We start from the raw sequence: 15,970 nt of genomic DNA, 5'->3' as shown, positions 1-15,970 counted from the left end.
GACCTTCAGATTTAGTCTAGCTTTCTTAATTACGAATTACGAATTACGAATTACGAATTACGAATTAGTATAAGGCGTTCGTCGAGCCAAGCTAAGGCAGCACCAGCGGTTTCAGCTAAAATACTAATCAGGCGGTATAGAGCGATCGCACTAATTACCAAAGCAGGAGGAAAGTGGTGCTGCAAAAGTGCGATAGCAGTTGCTTCAAACACACCTAGCCCACCGGGCGCACCAGGAACAACAAATCCTAGCAACCAAGCGCAACTAAAAGCCCCCACTAACAAAGGAATTTGACTCATATTTAGTGAACCAAGGGCAAACATAGTTAATATAAAACCTATACTACGTAGTCCTAAAAATCCTAATTCTCCTAATAAAGGGCGTAGGGGATAGCGTTCAACAGTAAAAGCAACTATTGGCTGAGCGCTAGTAGCAGATTTTTTGGCTTTCAATTTATATAAAAAGCGAATAACTGGATTTAGAAACCAAGGGTGAATTGCACAAAGTACTATAGCTAAACTCAGTAATTGTAGTATTTGGAGAACGAGGCTAGTATTAGTTGCGGCAAATTGACTCCCGAATAAGACAATGATGATTAAAGCAGCTGCTGCCATGAGTAGCGGTTCTAGCAAAACGCTTAAAGTTGCAGCACCAGCAGAAATATTGGCATTTTTTGCTGCGACAATTCGCCCGTAGTGATGCCAAATATTACCGGGCAAATATTTAGCAACGTTCGTTTTTAGGTAAACTTGAATAAACTCCGTAACTGTTACGGATTGATTTAAATCTTTTAGAACCCAAGTCCAAATCCAGCCCGCCCAAGTATGTGCTAATAAAGTCACTCCTGTGGCGATCGCCATAACTGCCCATCCTACACCATCAATGCGGATGGAAGTAACTTCTAGCCAGTTGTCCTTCAGAGCCTTACCTATAAAAAACAGTGTTCCACCTAAAATTATCCAGCGTAAAAATTGCTTCATAAATATAGTAATTTGAAGTTAGAACCAGCAGCAATGAATACTTTAAAATTAAATATTATGGTATAACAGCTACAAATTAAAAGCTTTTGAAAAAATTGTGATTTAGAAAAGTTTACGTAGCTGCTATTACTATTTTTTTACGATAAGCATCATCAATTAGGCTCGTTAAATAATATTATTCTGTTTTGATTAAGCTTTGTATAAGCTAAAATTTTAGAGTTAAATATTCTTATTTATATTTAAATTAGTATACATATGTTAAAAATTTGACTATATAACTATATCTATTTAAATTAATTTCTGGTATTGTACCTCTACATTGAGTTTATTTCTTAAGGATGATTTCAATAAATCTAAACTGTCCTCTAAAGTGAAAGTCAATTTGGATACTACTCATAAATTAAAATAGGTTCAATTTCTGCAACCAAAACCAAAACACATTATATTATTTTATATCTCTCTAAAGTTAGATCGCAAAAGTTCTTTGGTAATAAATAAAATGTGACCTACGCTAGATGTAAATAATGTTTTATCCTCCTTACTCTGGAAGAAGGGTTATTAAAAGATTCACGAACTAAAAAAAGTAGAAATGAATCCTGAATGCTAACCTAAATTCAGCAAAATCATAAGCTGATTTTTAATTGAAAGGAGGACTAGGTGAATAACGTGATTGATTTTTGGAAAAAACTGCGACTGCGCCAGATTTTAACTATATTTTTGGCTGGACTATTGTTGATAGTTAGCACTGCTTGTAGTGGAGCAAATGCTCAAGGAGCAAATCCACAAAATCCTGCTGTACAAGCTGGTGGAGCTAACAATCCTTATAAGAACGGAGGAGACAAATATACTAATTACAGAATGTCTACCGATCCGAAAGTAATAAACAAAAAAGGAGATGACCAAGCTAACTTACAGCCAAGCTCACAATTATTGATTGCCACAAATCAAGACTCAGAGATACTTTATCCAGGTGCTGAAACTCCTGAAGGTAGAGTTGAAAAAGAAGCAGAACTGCCATTTATCACTAAGGAAAACTTCCAACAGCCTGAACCAGGCGGTTTGGTTCAGAACCAATCAAGCGTAGGGGAGCGAGCCAAAGATAGACTTGGGATTGTGAAAGACACCTTTGGAAAAGCTTCAGAATTTTTGAACGACAAGGCAGATGAAGCAGCTGCCAGACCAGAATTACAAAAAAATCCAGCAGTCGGCAAGTAGAAATCTGATTTTGTCTCAATGACTGAGATGAAAAATTTGCTCGAAATTCTACTTGGTTAACGTTTAAGTTGAACACAAAAACGCAAGGGTTATAGACTATGAAAAAAGTAATTGCTTGGCTGAAAAACATTCGTCCCGTAAAAATTTTAACGGTGCTTGTGGCAGGAATGTTCCTATTTTTGACACAGGCTTGTAATCGCCCAGATATTGCAGCACAACCACCACAACCCTCTGCCCAACCCCCACAAACTTCTACCCAATCATCTTATAGCCAACAAAGATACGATCCCACAAAAGATTATCCTCTATCTTCTCCTCGTGGTGGGATGAATAACTTTAGTGATGTAGACCCCAGAGGGGGAGCAGATGAAAAGGCATCAAATGATAGAGCTGGTGCGCTGGCAAAAAATGCTAAGAAGAATGTTGATGAGAAGGGTATTGATTCTCCAGGGCAGTATGTTGAAAACTATCGCAAAGGTACACCGTTTGGTCAAAGGGTGAAGAACCTGAGTGATGATATTGGGAGTTCTGCTGAGGAATTAGGCGAAGGTGTAGCTAAAGGGACTAAGAGAGGAATTGAAAATATCAAGAGCAATACCCAGAATGCTACCGAAGACGTAACCACAAGTGTTAAGCGTGGAGCTGAAGACGCAGGCTCAGCAGTGAACAATACAATTAAAAACGCTAGCTGATGTTAGTCAAGAGCCAATTGCTATAAGTTCTCCAGTTCCCAGGCGATCGCCTGGGAATATTTTTACCTAAGTTTGATTTTCTAAATACCACCTTTGTAGCGCCAGCCGTTGAATTTCGCGCCAGGGAATATTATATTTTCGCGCTAAGTCTGCACAATCTTCATATTCTGGCTGCACATTAGCAATAACTTTTTCTGGTGATTGTCCTTTCCATGCTACTTTGACGCGCACCTTACCATATTCAGTTTCCACTTGTTGAATTTCTCGTTCCAAGATGGCGCGTTGTCCAGTCGTTCGGCGGATTCCCAAAGTGGTGGTTTCGCGAAATAAAACCGCTTCACAACTGAGCAACTTTTCTGGATGACAGATCACAGTCAGCAAAATCCCTGGACGAGACTTTTTCATTCCTATCGGCTGGGTGAAGACATCCACAGCACCAGCCGCAAACAACGCCTCAAACACATAGCCGATCGCTTGCGGATTTAAGTCATCAACTTGGGTTTCTAGTACTGTTATGGTTTCTAAATTTGGGCTAGTATCTGCAAAATTAGCCAATTCTGGCTGTAAACTTGTGCTTTCACCCAACCATAGCCGTAGTATATTGGGAATGGGTAAATTTATCGTTCCTGCTCCCAAACCTACCTGTTTAATAGAAATAGGAGGTGGCGCACCAAAATCTGTTGCCAAAGTAGTGGCGATCGCGGCTCCTGTCGGTGTCACCAGTTCTCGTTCAATGCCGTTGCTATAAACTGGACAACCCCGCATTTCCCACAGCTTTAATACTGCTGGTACTGGTACTGCCATTTGACCATGTGCTGCCCGCACAGTGCCGCCCCCAGTCGGAAACGGCGAGCAGTATAGTAAAGGCAATCCCTCCTTATTGCTCTCAATCCCCAACCAATCCAAACCTAGACAAGTGCCAACAATATCCGCGATCGCATCCACAGCCCCTACTTCATGGAAATGAACTTTTTCTGGGGCAATGCCATGTACTGCACCTTCTGCAATTGCTAGCCGTCGAAATACCGCCAAACTCCAAGCTTCTGCCCGTGATGGTAACCCCGCTTTGAGAATCATCCGCTCTATTTCTGGCAGATGTCGTCCATGATGATGAGTGTGTTCGTGGTCATGGTCATGATGATGCTCTACTAAATCTACATGAACTTTAGTCGCCTGTTGACCATTACGTTGAACAAGTTCTGCTCTTAACTTATACTCCTGTTCAATACCCAAGCCATTGAGTTTTTCAATTAAATACTCCACAGGAACACCAAGACTAACTAAGGCTCCCAGGCACATATCACCAGAAATCCCCGTCGGACATTGAAGATAAGCTATTTTACTCATATAGATAAGTTAGTTAATAATCAAGAGTAGAAACGCGATTAATCGCGTCTGTACAACGGTCAAGAGTTATTTAGTTATTCTCCTCTGCTCCCCTGCTCCCCTGCTTTCACTCCCCCACTCCCTTCCCTTCTGTGCTATGGCAAAACTTTTCCCAGTTCATCCGGATAATCCTCAAATTCGTCGAATAGAGGAAATAAAGTCGGCGCTCTTAAGTGGCGCGGTTATGCTTTACCCTACTGATACAGTCTATGCGATCGGTTGTGATTTGAATGCCAAGTCGGCGGTAGAAAGAGTGCGGCAAATTAAGCAGCTTGCGAATGATAAACCACTGACATTTTTATGTCCCTCGCTTTCAAATGTGGCAACTTATGCCTTCGTAAGTGACACAGCCTATCGGATTATGAAGCGCCTGATACCAGGCCCATACACGTTTCTCCTACCAGCTACCAAATTAGTACCGCGGTTGGTGCAAAGCCCTAAGCGAAAAACTACTGGGATTAGAGTACCAAACCATACTGTTTGTTTGGCTCTGCTGGAAGCTTTGAGCAATCCGATTATTTCGACTTCAGCACATCTGCCACCAGATGAGGCAAATGATGGAACGGATGGAGTAGCTCCAGAACCTATTCTGTCAAGAGTAGAGCTATTTGACCGTTTAGACAACTTGGTAGATGTAATTGTAGATACTGGCGAGGAACCTACATCTGAAGTGTCTACCATCTTGGACTTAACGGGAGATGAAGCATTAATTACACGGAGGGGTTTAGGTTGGGAAGCAGCAGCAGCATGGGTATAAAAGTTAGTCTTCACAGGCACATCCCTCAGTTTCGGAAAATGTGATTTTAATGACTCCAGTTTTGAGATTGTCATAATTAAAAGCGATGTCTATGAGGGGTAACGCCTATACCCTGGGTAGAACAGATTAGCGGTAAAATTCGGCATAACAAGGCATTCGATAACTTTGAGTAAATTCTGGATATCTATGTGCCAGCGTCGATGTGGTGGCTTGTGAAAAAACCGACACATTGATATCCCTGTAACTATTTCGTATTTACTACAGTCTTAATATATGAACTTTATGTGTGAGCAATACACGCGATATTTCTTGATGGATGAATGTTACAAAATTCTCCAGCCAAGTCCAGCCTCTATTGCTGTGTCTGCGTTGTAATTACGGTGCAATACTACTCTTAGGAAAAGTTATGAAAGCTAATGTAGCCAATCTACCAAACTCTACACCCGTTTTTCAAAACCACATTTCGAGCGAAGAATTCTCAACCAGCAGCACTGATACTTTAATTCAATTGCTGTCTGAGGAAATGCAACCACAAGTGAAAGCAGCAGCAAAGTGTGTGGAAGCTTTAGCAAAACGCATAGCCAAAGAAGTAGAACGTATTTGCGATAAAAGTTCCCGTATCCAAACATCTGGGCAAATCCAGTCTTGGCAGCTGACGTTAGGAAGGCATCGTTTACAGAAGTGTCTGCGTTACTATCAATTGGGTTCAAAACAAGGACGAGTGGAATTACATAGCAATTTAGGTGCTATGGTGTATCGCCATGTGACTATATCTGGCTCAGAGTTGGGGTTTGAAGCGCGTTACAGCTTAATTGAAGATTTCCTCCAAGCATTTTATATCGAAGCGATCAAAGCTTTCCGCAGAGAAAACGAACTACCAGAAGATCACACGCCGCGTACTCAATTGCAACTAGCTGAATACATGGCGTTTACTGAGCAATATGCCAAACGTCGCATCAATTTACCTGGTGGTGCAAATCAGCAATTAATTATCCTCCGCGCTCAAGGTTTTGCTCGGCGTCAGCCCCAAGAAACTACTGTAGATATTGAAATGGCGGTGGAGTCTGCTAAGGGTGAAGAAGCAGAATCTTATCAACGTAACTCGGCAGTACAACAGTTGCGATCGCAAATGATTGCCAAAGCTAATTTTGACCCATCTGAAGAGTCAGAACGCGATCGCGTCATTTCGGAATTGATGAAATACCTAGAGGCTCAAGGTCAATCTGACTGTATGAACTACCTCACCCTCAAACTCCAAGACCTTTCAGCACCAGAAATTGACCAAATTCTCGGTTTAACAAGCCGTCAGCGCGACTATTTGCAACAGCGGTTTAAGTATCATGTAGAAAAGTTTGCCAAACAACACCATTGGCAATTAGTACATCAATGGTTGGGCGCGGGTTTAGAGCAAAAATTAGGATTGTCTTCCCAGCAGTGGCAAGTCTTTTTGAATCAACTCACAGAACAACAGCAGCAAATCTTACAATTGAAAACTGCACGAGAGAGTGATCAAGCGATCGCTAAAGTCATTAAATGCACTCCCAAACAGCTACAAAAACGCTGGACTCAACTTTTAGAAATAGCATGGTCTATTCGCAACGGTAATACTGAAGTACAAGCGGGCTAAGTACCTTTGCATTAATTTATAGCCAATAGACTTAAACAAACTTTGCGCTCCTTTGCGCTATACTCTGCGCCTCTATCTTGGGGGAAGGCGAAGCGCCTATGCGTTTAAACTTAAACCCTCAATTGACCATGAATTTACGGAACCGTGTACTAAGGCAAAAGCAAAATGATTGAATTTATGTAAGCTCAATTTTATTTACTACTCCTTGAGCCATTACCTGAATTAGTAGCCTTTTCCTTGTCCAATTTATTAATACATTTGTATTTATTTAGTACAAATTTACCAGATTTATCCTTCTATTTATCTTGTTTGCTATAGCCAAAATCAAAAATTCATATTAAGTAACAGAGTATTTGTTACCGCTTCCGTGGAATCCTAGAATAAGCGGGACTTTTGGCAGAGGAGTTGAGAATGGCTCTGACTCAAGGCGGACGGGCAAATAAGGCTGGTAAAATTTTAGAAATTAATGTAGAAGCAATTTTAAATGGACATAATTATTTCCAAGTAGGAAATTATGTCCCGAAAGAATTGATATTAAATGCAGCTTTGTTACCAAAACGCTATGGAAAAGAGGTTTATATTGGCACTGGAATTTATCATACTGATTTGAAAGCTGACTTTTATGTTATTGGCTCATCAGCAATGCCATCTGGTTTAATTATTGAGTGTAAATGGCAAGAAAGTCCTGGTTCAGTTGATGAAAAGTTCCCTTATTTAAATATGAATATCCAGCACTATTATCCTGCACCAACTATTGTGATTTTAGGTGGTGAAGGGATGCGAGAAGGTGCAAGCAAATGGCTAAAAGCAAGAGTTAACGATAACCACAATTTACTAGCAGTTTATAGCTTAGATAGATTTATTGCTTGGGCAAATAAAAATCTTTAAAAGATGTGATTAATAATTCATAAATCATGCCTCTATTTTTTGTATTAGAGTTAATTGTTCGCGCTGCTTTTATTCTATGTACTTCAAAATTAATATCTATATAAATTTTTCTAATAAATTCGCAATCAGAGTTACAAATCATAACTTTTACACCACGATTTGCTAACTCTGCACAAGTATCTCTCAAACGTTCTTGGTCTTTTTTGTTAAAAGAATTTGGACTATAAGCAGTAAAATAGCTGGTTTCACTTATCGGATGGTAAGGTGGATCAAAAAAAACAAAGTCATCACTGCTAGTTGCATAATTTAGTACTTTTATAAAATCTTCGTGTTGAATTTGGGTCTGAGAAAGTGCTACTGAGTCTGCTCGCAGCAAATCTTCAGGACAAATATTAGGATTATCATATCTGCCTAATGGTACATTGAATTTACCTTGTGAGTTTACCCGGTAAAGACCATTAAAACAGGTCTTATTAAGATAAATTAGACGAGCAGCTTTTTCTAAATCAGTAGACCCAGGATTATCACGTACATTATAGTAGTAATCTTTTGAATGTTTATCTTGATGCTCTTTTAAAAGCCAGATTAAGTCTTCAACGTTATCTCTAACACAGCGATAAGTAGTAACTAATTCGGCGTTAATGTCAGTTAAGGCTGCGGCAGTTGGTTGTAGGTAGAAAAAAACAGCACCGCCACCAAGAAATGGCTCATAGTAAGTCTTGTAATTCTTAGGAAAATAAGGAATATATTGTTGGATTAACCTACCTTTACCCCCTGCCCACTTCAAAAATGGACGCGGGCAAGTTTCCTTAGAGATTTGAATTACCATTTACTTACGATTTAACTAAAATAATCATGACTAAATATAGTTAATATAACTGACGAAGCATATTTTATCTTAACTGACTAATTTTCCAGCCTCATAGATTACAATTAAGTAGATTAAGCACAGCAAAACAAACGTAAGTCTATAACAAGGTAGTTTACATTCAAATGTTTGACGGATTTTGGGATAACGTCTTTCGCTACCCCCGCTATTTCATTACTGTCCTCTTAGGCGTGTTGCTGAACACTTTTGCGCCATTAGTGCCATTGTTCAAACGCCCAGTCACCTTAATTGCCATTTTAGGTTTATTTGTAAGTAGCTTGGTCTTTGTGACTCTCACCCTACGTGCAATGCTGGGCTTGAGTACAATCTAGACTAAGGCTAGAACAGATAGTTGCTCTTAGCTTTGCGTAGGCTTTGCCCGCCGTTGGCATCGCTAAGTACTGTCTATCTAAATTTGCTCCTAATTTATTTACGTCGTACAACCTCTGTGAGGAGGCTAAATTTTTATGGCTACAAATCGCCGCGTTTCCCGCGTTGCTGAATTGATCAAACGGGAAGTTAGCCAAATGCTGCTCAACGGCATTAAAGATGACCGTGTAGGTACAGGAATGGTAAGTGTTACTGATGTTGATGTTTCTGGCGATCTGCAACACGCCAAAATCTACGTCAGCATCTATGGTACAGAAGAAGCTAAAGCAGAAACAATGGCAGGCTTAAAATCGGCCACGGGTTACGTCCGTAGCGAACTTGGTGCGCGGGTAAGGCTACGCCGTACACCAGAGGTACTGTTTATCGAAGACCGCTCTATAGAACGAGGTACTAAGGTACTGACGCTGTTGAACCAACTTAAACATGAGCGTCCGTTAGAAGATGAGGCAGTCGTCGAGGATGGCATAAATCAAGATGATGAGGAATAAGTCAAAGAAGAAGGGTATAAGGGTGTAAGCGTGTAGGGGTCTAAGGGTGAAGATTTTTATAAATTTTTTCCTTCTGCGTTTCTTGTTTGCTTACGCCCTGACACGTATTCTAAAGGAACTTTAGTGACTTAAAGAACAATGTAACTTCAGAACAATTAACCTCTGGAAATTCGCCAAACACTTTACAGACGTAACTAGGTTGCGTCTGTTTCAATATGACTATACCTGGTTCAGAGATTGTTAGTTGCATAAATGCTGAGACGCGATTAATCTCAGAGACTCAGAGACGCGATTAATCGCGTCTGTACAAGAGGCAAAAGTCATTAGATTAGTTATTTATTCTGCTTGTCCCCCTGCTCCCCTGCCACCTTTGACTTATTTAGCCAATGTTGAGATTTTGCAACAAAGTCAAATATCAATAGTAAAAGTCATAACTTCAAGCAAAATTATTAATTTTGTTGCTAGTGATTTACACAACCTGATTAAGAATCACTTATTCTCCTAGAGGGATTGGTTTAAGTAAAATTATGTTACAAAAGTGCCAGAATTTACTAGACTATTACTGATTTATTGAAGAAATCGTTTACAGATGCTAGGCTAAGAGCTTTAATAGTGGATGTATTCAATTATAACTAGTAAGGGATTATACACTATATATTTGACACATTTTCTAGTTTGTTTTCCTTTTGGATAAATACTACTAGCCTCATCAAATACTTTGTGGTGATTATTGTGATAAGCAGCGATCGCTATATGAACTACTCCCGTGCGCCAAATTTGGTTTTAAGGCAGTTCCTGCATAGCTTTCAGTCCTTTTGACTAGAGGCAACCTAGCTAGCCCAGCAAGTTAAACTAACTACTGTGACATTCTTGGATAATGCGTATTATTGGACTAATGTCAGGAAACTTTGACAATCTTAATATATCTTTAAATTATTTTAGGGTGTGTAGCGTCAAAATTAAAATAGTTCCGTATAGCAAACTACAAAACCCTAGCCACAAGTGTAATCCTTGCTATGTTTGTTCTCAGCAAATAATGGGAACGCTATCTACGTATAAATTTGTGAGTAAAAACAATGAGTGTGAATACGGTGCCTTCTATCAATTACTACTCTCTAGATGTGATTCAGGACGAAGCACGCCGACTGGTGCAAAAGGGAATGATCAGTCGACAACAGCCAATATATACACTTTGCCAATATATCCCTGCGAGAGAGTGGGTTTGTGTTGAATGCGAATTAGAGAAATGTGACTTTCTGTTGCGCGATCGGATTGGCGACCTAATTGGTCGTGAACAATGGGACAACGACTAATCAACGTTTAATTTTGGATATTGGATTAGGAGTTTATTTTTGATGTGTGGATTTCGCACTAAACTATTCAAACCCTAATCTGAGGGATAATCTCTGGTTTTGATTGGCATTGCTAAATCCAGGGTCTTCCAATTTTCATTAACACAGAAGCATTAGAGTCGGATTTATAGAATTTTTCAACTTAGCTACAACTATTCAAGTTAGCGATGCCTACGGCGATGCTCCGCCTACGCATCTGAACCAGTTGTCTATATGCGGTGCTACAGCTTGAAGATAGTATGTAGATACCATTACCGGGGTGGTTTCCATGTGGAACTACTCCGGTAATTTTTATGAGAGCATTTTGGGGAGAACAAGGGAGCGAGAGAGACGAACAATAATTGTTTCCTTGCTCCCCTGCCCCCTCACCTCGGCTATGCTCGGCTACCACCTGCCTTCTGCCCTCTGCCTCCCTCATCCCACTTGCTCTAAATACTGGCTAATATCTTCAATGACGCGGGTAAGTTCAGCTTCTGTAGTTAATCGGATACCGACAGTGCGGACAGTGATCAGAACTTTCGCAGCGAAGGGAGTCGGCCAGATATTAGGATTACAGAAAATTTCTAAAAATACCTCACCAGTGTGACGATATTCGAGAGGAGGTTGGGGTATGACTTTACCGCCGCCTGGGGTAGGTTTAGCAGCGATAGCTTTCAGGCGTTCCATCAATTGATCAATCGCTGCTTTTAATTCTCGTGCAGCTTGGGGTGAAAAACTAAAACTCACTGAACCTTCAACTAGATTCAATGTCAGAGGAGTAGAAGACATGAGCTTTTTTATTAAAACTTTTTGATAATTACTTATGTTACCGGAATAGGTGGTCAAGGTTGGTGTTTGGATGCCAGAAGTAAAGATGTTGCTGGAAACTGCTGGTGAGGGAACTGCCTTGTATGGTATTGATTTTGTATTGATTTTAGTGTTCTGCACGGAGGCATAAATGCTTTAATCGAGCGGAGCGATAGTTTTTTTAGGCAGCTATGATTTTGACAAAACTTTGTAGACGGAGCTTATTTTAAAGCGGTGATGCCAACTTACTAGCGCATTAAGAGACAAACTAAATTAATTAAAATTACTCTACTATTAATGCTAAAAATACGCTTTTATTATTCAAAAGGTTACTAATACCTGTCAGGGTTGTAGCTCTTATTAATTAAAAATAATCTCAATAATTAAGATAAAAAATAGAAGCTATAGCAATATGTAATCCTTACAGCGTAAGACTTTGATACATTTTATATGTGTTTATTTCTATCTTGGGTTTTACATTAGGAGTCATAGAACTATATGTTAAAAATTTTCTATGGCTTACGATAACCGCGCGGCTGTGCGAAAGGTTTTAATCATTACCCTACTGCTCAACCTGTTTGTAATGGGTTTAAAAGCTGTAGTTGCTTCATGGACAGGTTCTTTGAGCTTGCTAGCTGATTCCTTGCATAGTGTTACAGACAGCGCCAACAACGTTTTAGGATTAATTGCGAGTAAATTTTCTTCTCCACAACCCGATCGCGAACATCCTTACGGACACACTAAGTTTGAAGCGGTGGGAGCTTTGGGAATTGCTGCCTTTTTAGGCATAGCCTGTTTTGAAATTCTCCAAGGAGCAATTGAGCGAATTCTTAAAGGTGGTGAACCAGTAAAAATATCGCCACCTGAGTTGTGGTTATTACTGGTTGTCTTGGGCATAAATATTTTTGTGGCGTTTTACGAACGCAGGGAAGGAAGGCGAGTAAATAGCTCAATTCTCATAGCTGACGCGACACATACCATGAGCGATATTTGGGTGACAATTTCTGTCATTGGCGGTTTGATAGGGGTTTGGCTAGGATATCAGTGGCTAGATGTGGTGTTAGCTTTTCCTGTCGCTTTGTTGGTGTTTTGGAGTGGTTGGTCGGTTTTAAAAGAAAATTTACCTTGGCTTGTAGATCAAATTGCGATCGCACCAGAAGCCATTCATGCGATCGCTACTTCTGTCCCTGGTGTGATTAACTGTCATGACATTGCCTCTCGTGGTGTTCTGGGTCGTCAAGTATTCATTGAAATGCATTTAATAGTTGATGCACCAGATGTAGAAACCGCTCACCGCATCACTGAAGAAGTAGAAAGTCGACTAGAAGAACATTTCAGACCAGTGAGGATTTTAATTCACGTCGAGCCACCTGCATACCAATCTGAACAAATTAGCTTTGAAACTGGAGCGAAATAGACTTTTGTAGAGACGCGTAGACGCTTGAAGAGCGGCTTCTCGTAAGAGTATAATTGCGTCTCTACTTCCACAAATACCAATTACTGCGCCTTAAAAGAGGCAACCACATTAGCGACAATCTCTACTAATTCCCCTGGATCAACAGGTTTACCCACATGATCCTGAAAACCGGCTGCTAAGGCGCGGTTACGATCCTCGGTATCGGCGTAGGCGGTTAAAGCAATAGCCGGGAAAATATCTGGCTTTAGCGCCCGGATTTTGCGGATCAAAGTGTACCCATCTTCATTAGGCATAGCTATATCACAAATCAAGACATCGGGTTGTAGCTGAGGTATCACTTTGAGCGCTGCTGCTGCTGATGCAACTGCCGTAGCGATCGCTCCATCTGCTTCTAAAACGACAGTAATGTAAAAACGACTGTCGTCATCATCATCAACTACAAGAATCTTCAAACCAGCAAGAGGTAGAGGAGGTTGCATAATATCTCGATTAACGTTGGAAAAAAATATTCCTAATGTTCTGCTTATTTTTTATCTATAACTACACCATTGGCAATTTTACTGCGAACCTGCCAATTTTTCCGATAAAATAACTCGTTTTATCTAGCCATAATCCCATTTACGACTAATTATTAGCTGGTATTTGTAACTTTTACTTGTGTAAAAAATTGTTTATATCTAATTTTCCTTACATTTACAAAAATTACTTTAATCAATAGTATTTTAGTGAGAAAATTTTATTTACTTAGATTTATATTCAAACTTTTGAGCTACTCCTTTAGATATATAACGACCCACAAAACTATAGAACTAAATTTGAGACTGAATTAAGCTCAGGTACACTTGTAATCATTAGTACTAAAACGTGAATACTAACGATATTACCATTCCCTTCCAAGTTGACCTCACAAACTGTGAGCAGGAGCCAATTCATCTTCCTGGTTCAATTCAGTCTCATGGTGTTCTTTTAGTATTAAAAGAACCAGATTTAACTATCTTGCAAGTTAGTAACAATACCTACGAAGTATTAGGAATCAATCCCGAACATTTACTAAATCAGCCTTTGAACAAGTTACTGGAATCTGAGCAGATTCATTTTTTGAGAGATTGCCTTTCTCAAGAAGATATACATTTTGCTAATCCGCTGGAATTGACGATTGTTAGAGACGACAAACCTCTTAATTTTGATGGGATTATTCATCGGTCTAATCAAGCTTTAATTTTAGAATTAGAGCCTAGATTGTCTGAAAGAAATAACGCTTTTTTTAGATTTTACCATTCAGTAAAACAGGCTATCTCTAAATTACAAGGTACATCAACTACCATAGAGCTTAGCCAGATTCTTGTCAAAGAAGTTAAAAAAATTACAGGATTTGATCGGGTATTGCTCTATAGATTTGATGAGAACTGGGACGGCTTAGTTATTGCTGAAGAAAAGCCAGAATATCTCACTTCTTATTTAGGCTTACACTATCCTGCTTCTGATATTCCTGTCCAAGCGAGGCAACTTTATAGTCAAAACTGGCTGAGGCTGATCCCTGATGCTAACTATCAAAGCGCGGCAATTTTACCTGCAAATAACCCATTAACTGAGCAGCCGTTAGATTTGAGTATGTCGGTGCTACGGAGTGTGTCGCCTTTACACATTGAGTATTTACACAATATGGGTGTAAGAGCATCAATGTCAATTTCCATTATGAAAAATAAAAAACTGTGGGGACTAATTGCTTGTCATCATCAATCACCTAAAAAAATTCCTTATGAAATTCGCAACGCGTGTGAATTTTTAGGACAAATGACATCTCTAGAGCTAGGTGCAAAAGAGGATAATGAAGATACTGAATACAAGATGCTGTTAAAGTCTGTCAATAGCAAGTTAGTGGAGTACATGACAGCAGAAGAAAACTTTATTCAGGGTTTAATAAACTACCAACCTAATCTACTTAATCTTGGGAATGCTCAAGGAGCAGCAGTTTGTTTTGAAGGAGAATATCTTACTGTTGGTAACATTCCAGAAAAACAGAATATTCAATATTTAATAGAATGGATTCATCAAAATCTGCATGAGGAGATTTTTTATACTGATTCTTTATCACAAGTTTGTCCACAAGCAGAAAAGTTTAGCGATGTAGCTAGCGGTTTGATGGCGTTTTCTTTTTCTAAAACTCAGAAAAACTATGTTTTGTGGTTTCGTCCAGAGGTAGTGCGAACTGTAAATTGGGGAGGGAATCCCAATAAACCTGTAGAAGTCAAGAAAAACGGCAGTTTGCGCTTATCACCCCGTAGCTCTTTTGAGTTATGGAAAGAAACAGTGCGGTTAAAGTCTGTTCCTTGGAAATCTTGTGAGGTGAGTGCAGCACTGGAGTTAAGAAGCGCAATTATTGGCGTGGTGCTGCGGAAGGCAGATGAACTAGCGCAGTTGAATATCGAACTGGAACGCAGTAATAACGAATTGGATGCTTTTGCTTATATTGCTTCCCATGATTTGAAAGAACCGTTGCGTGGAATTCACAATTATTCTAATTTCTTAATAGAAGATTACGGTGAAACCCTGAACGAAGAAGGCAAGGAAAAGTTAAGAACCCTGATTCGTCTTACCCAGCGGATGGAAGATTTGATAGATTCGCTGCTGCATTTTTCCCGTTTGGGAAGGGTAGATTTATCTATGCAGCACACTGACATTAATGGTGTAGTATATCGAAGTTTAGATTTGTTGAGCGCTCGAGTTGAAGAGATGAGCGTAGAGATTTGCATTCCCAAACCGCTACCAACAATGTACTGCGATCGCATCCAAGTCGGTGAAGTTTTCAACAATTTAATAGCTAATGCCATCAAATACAACGACAAAGCCCAAAAATGGATTGAAATTGGCTATATTGACGCTTCACCTGCACCAGTTACATTCTACGTGCGTGATAACGGCATTGGGATTCGCGAAAAACACTTTGAAGCAATTTTCCGCATCTTCAAACGACTGCACGGCCCAAGCAAATATGGCGGTGGAACAGGGGCAGGACTGACGATCACCAAAAAAATTGTGGAACGTCATGGCGGTAAAATCTGGGTGGAATCAACTTACGGCGAAGGTAGTACCTTCTATTTCACGTTGCAGGGAGTAGACTGAA

General features: G+C 39.8%; 15 protein-coding genes. 10 read left to right on the top strand and 5 right to left on the bottom strand.

Going from position 1 to position 15,970, the window contains the following annotated elements; translation table 11 throughout:
- Window positions 1-50: 50 nt before the first annotated feature.
- Window positions 51-980 (bottom strand): lysylphosphatidylglycerol synthase domain-containing protein, encoded by a 930-nt coding sequence (locus WKK05_RS19580; RefSeq protein WP_341524771.1) that lies wholly within the window; start codon window positions 978-980, stop codon window positions 51-53.
- Between the two features lie 657 nt (window positions 981-1,637).
- On the opposite strand from WKK05_RS19580, the gene WKK05_RS19575 reads away from it, so the two are divergent.
- Both WKK05_RS19575 and WKK05_RS19570 read left to right on the top strand, forming a co-directional pair.
- Window positions 1,638-2,195, top strand: a complete 558-nt coding sequence (locus tag WKK05_RS19575) for a DUF6658 family protein (protein WP_341524770.1) — start codon at window positions 1,638-1,640, stop codon at window positions 2,193-2,195.
- A 98-nt stretch (window positions 2,196-2,293) separates the two neighbouring features.
- Complete coding sequence (locus WKK05_RS19570; RefSeq protein ID WP_341524769.1) at window positions 2,294-2,887, top strand: hypothetical protein; 594 nt, start codon at window positions 2,294-2,296, stop codon at window positions 2,885-2,887.
- Between the two features lie 66 nt (window positions 2,888-2,953).
- Here the strand turns inward: WKK05_RS19570 and larC are convergent, their stop codons facing one another.
- On the bottom strand, window positions 2,954-4,234 hold the full coding sequence (larC, locus tag WKK05_RS19565) for a nickel pincer cofactor biosynthesis protein LarC (RefSeq protein ID WP_341524768.1): 1,281 nt from the start codon (window positions 4,232-4,234) through the stop codon (window positions 2,954-2,956).
- A gap of 136 nt (window positions 4,235-4,370) precedes the next feature.
- Here larC and WKK05_RS19560 point away from each other — a divergent pair, with 136 nt between their 5' ends.
- The 3 genes from WKK05_RS19560 (at window position 4,371) to WKK05_RS19550 (ending at window position 7,545) form a co-directional block, all read left to right on the top strand.
- Window positions 4,371-5,030, top strand: coding sequence for an L-threonylcarbamoyladenylate synthase (locus WKK05_RS19560; RefSeq protein ID WP_341524767.1), 660 nt, complete (start codon window positions 4,371-4,373; stop codon window positions 5,028-5,030).
- Between the two features lie 406 nt (window positions 5,031-5,436).
- Window positions 5,437-6,657 carry a HetZ-related protein gene (locus tag WKK05_RS19555; protein WP_341524766.1) on the top strand — a complete coding sequence of 407 codons (1,221 nt, stop codon included), beginning with the start codon at window positions 5,437-5,439 and terminating at the stop codon, window positions 6,655-6,657.
- Window positions 6,658-7,068: 411 nt separating this feature from the next.
- Window positions 7,069-7,545: a PD-(D/E)XK nuclease superfamily protein gene (locus WKK05_RS19550; RefSeq protein ID WP_341524765.1), complete on the top strand. Its 477-nt coding sequence runs from the start codon at window positions 7,069-7,071 to the stop codon at window positions 7,543-7,545.
- Here WKK05_RS19550 and WKK05_RS19545 read toward each other — a convergent pair.
- A complete protein-coding gene (locus WKK05_RS19545; protein ID WP_341524764.1) occupies window positions 7,517-8,374 on the bottom strand; it encodes a DNA adenine methylase in 858 nt (285 codons plus the stop codon). The two genes, WKK05_RS19550 and WKK05_RS19545, sit on opposite strands and share 29 nt — an antisense overlap.
- 164 nt (window positions 8,375-8,538) lie before the next feature.
- Between WKK05_RS19545 and WKK05_RS19540 the strand changes: the two genes are divergently transcribed.
- The 3 genes from WKK05_RS19540 (at window position 8,539) to WKK05_RS19530 (ending at window position 10,604) form a co-directional block, all read left to right on the top strand.
- Window positions 8,539-8,745: a DUF751 family protein gene (locus WKK05_RS19540; RefSeq protein WP_341524763.1), complete on the top strand. Its 207-nt coding sequence runs from the start codon at window positions 8,539-8,541 to the stop codon at window positions 8,743-8,745.
- 135 nt (window positions 8,746-8,880) lie between these two features.
- Window positions 8,881-9,291, top strand: a complete 411-nt coding sequence (rbfA, locus tag WKK05_RS19535; protein ID WP_341524762.1) for a 30S ribosome-binding factor RbfA — start codon at window positions 8,881-8,883, stop codon at window positions 9,289-9,291.
- Between the two features lie 1,076 nt (window positions 9,292-10,367).
- On the top strand, window positions 10,368-10,604 hold the full coding sequence (locus WKK05_RS19530; RefSeq protein WP_069073690.1) for a DUF4327 family protein: 237 nt from the start codon (window positions 10,368-10,370) through the stop codon (window positions 10,602-10,604).
- Window positions 10,605-11,057: 453 nt separating this feature from the next.
- On the opposite strand, the gene WKK05_RS19525 is transcribed toward WKK05_RS19530, so the two are convergent.
- On the bottom strand, window positions 11,058-11,411 hold the full coding sequence (locus tag WKK05_RS19525; protein WP_341524761.1) for a hypothetical protein: 354 nt from the start codon (window positions 11,409-11,411) through the stop codon (window positions 11,058-11,060).
- Window positions 11,412-11,943: 532 nt separating this feature from the next.
- Here WKK05_RS19525 and WKK05_RS19520 point away from each other — a divergent pair.
- Complete coding sequence (locus WKK05_RS19520; RefSeq protein WP_341524760.1) at window positions 11,944-12,846, top strand: cation diffusion facilitator family transporter; 903 nt, start codon at window positions 11,944-11,946, stop codon at window positions 12,844-12,846.
- Window positions 12,847-12,926: 80 nt separating this feature from the next.
- On the opposite strand, the gene WKK05_RS19515 is transcribed toward WKK05_RS19520, so the two are convergent.
- Window positions 12,927-13,325, bottom strand: a complete 399-nt coding sequence (locus tag WKK05_RS19515) for a response regulator (RefSeq protein WP_341524759.1) — start codon at window positions 13,323-13,325, stop codon at window positions 12,927-12,929.
- Window positions 13,326-13,710: 385 nt separating this feature from the next.
- On the opposite strand from WKK05_RS19515, the gene WKK05_RS19510 reads away from it, so the two are divergent.
- The gene (locus WKK05_RS19510) at window positions 13,711-15,969 is read left to right on the top strand and encodes an ATP-binding protein (RefSeq protein ID WP_341524758.1); all 2,259 of its coding nucleotides are present in this window, start codon (window positions 13,711-13,713) and stop codon (window positions 15,967-15,969) included.
- The last annotated feature ends 1 nt before the right edge of the window (window position 15,970 follow it).

It is taken from the genome of Nostoc sp. UHCC 0302 (genome assembly GCF_038096175.1).
Taxonomy (GTDB): domain Bacteria; phylum Cyanobacteriota; class Cyanobacteriia; order Cyanobacteriales; family Nostocaceae; genus UHCC-0302.
Note: the sequence above shows the minus strand (reverse complement) of the source record. Positions and strands in the feature narration are given on the sequence as shown.

Excerpts from the sequence above, each read along its gene's own strand:
- larC (WP_341524768.1), bottom strand. The coding sequence starts at position 4,234 with ATGAGTAAAATAGCTTATCTTCAATGTCCGACGGGGATTTCTGGTGAT.
- WKK05_RS19550 (WP_341524765.1), top strand. The coding sequence starts at position 7,069 with ATGGCTCTGACTCAAGGCGGACGGGCAAATAAGGCTGGTAAAATTTTA.
- WKK05_RS19520 (WP_341524760.1), top strand. The coding sequence starts at position 11,944 with ATGGCTTACGATAACCGCGCGGCTGTGCGAAAGGTTTTAATCATTACC.
- WKK05_RS19570 (WP_341524769.1), top strand. The coding sequence starts at position 2,294 with ATGAAAAAAGTAATTGCTTGGCTGAAAAACATTCGTCCCGTAAAAATT.
- WKK05_RS19560 (WP_341524767.1), top strand. The coding sequence starts at position 4,371 with ATGGCAAAACTTTTCCCAGTTCATCCGGATAATCCTCAAATTCGTCGA.
- WKK05_RS19530 (WP_069073690.1), top strand. The coding sequence starts at position 10,368 with ATGAGTGTGAATACGGTGCCTTCTATCAATTACTACTCTCTAGATGTG.
- WKK05_RS19515 (WP_341524759.1), bottom strand. The coding sequence starts at position 13,325 with ATGCAACCTCCTCTACCTCTTGCTGGTTTGAAGATTCTTGTAGTTGAT.
- WKK05_RS19555 (WP_341524766.1), top strand. The coding sequence starts at position 5,437 with ATGAAAGCTAATGTAGCCAATCTACCAAACTCTACACCCGTTTTTCAA.
- WKK05_RS19540 (WP_341524763.1), top strand. The coding sequence starts at position 8,539 with ATGTTTGACGGATTTTGGGATAACGTCTTTCGCTACCCCCGCTATTTC.
- WKK05_RS19545 (WP_341524764.1), bottom strand. The coding sequence starts at position 8,374 with ATGGTAATTCAAATCTCTAAGGAAACTTGCCCGCGTCCATTTTTGAAG.
- WKK05_RS19580 (WP_341524771.1), bottom strand. The coding sequence starts at position 980 with ATGAAGCAATTTTTACGCTGGATAATTTTAGGTGGAACACTGTTTTTT.
- rbfA (WP_341524762.1), top strand. The coding sequence starts at position 8,881 with ATGGCTACAAATCGCCGCGTTTCCCGCGTTGCTGAATTGATCAAACGG.
- WKK05_RS19525 (WP_341524761.1), bottom strand. The coding sequence starts at position 11,411 with ATGTCTTCTACTCCTCTGACATTGAATCTAGTTGAAGGTTCAGTGAGT.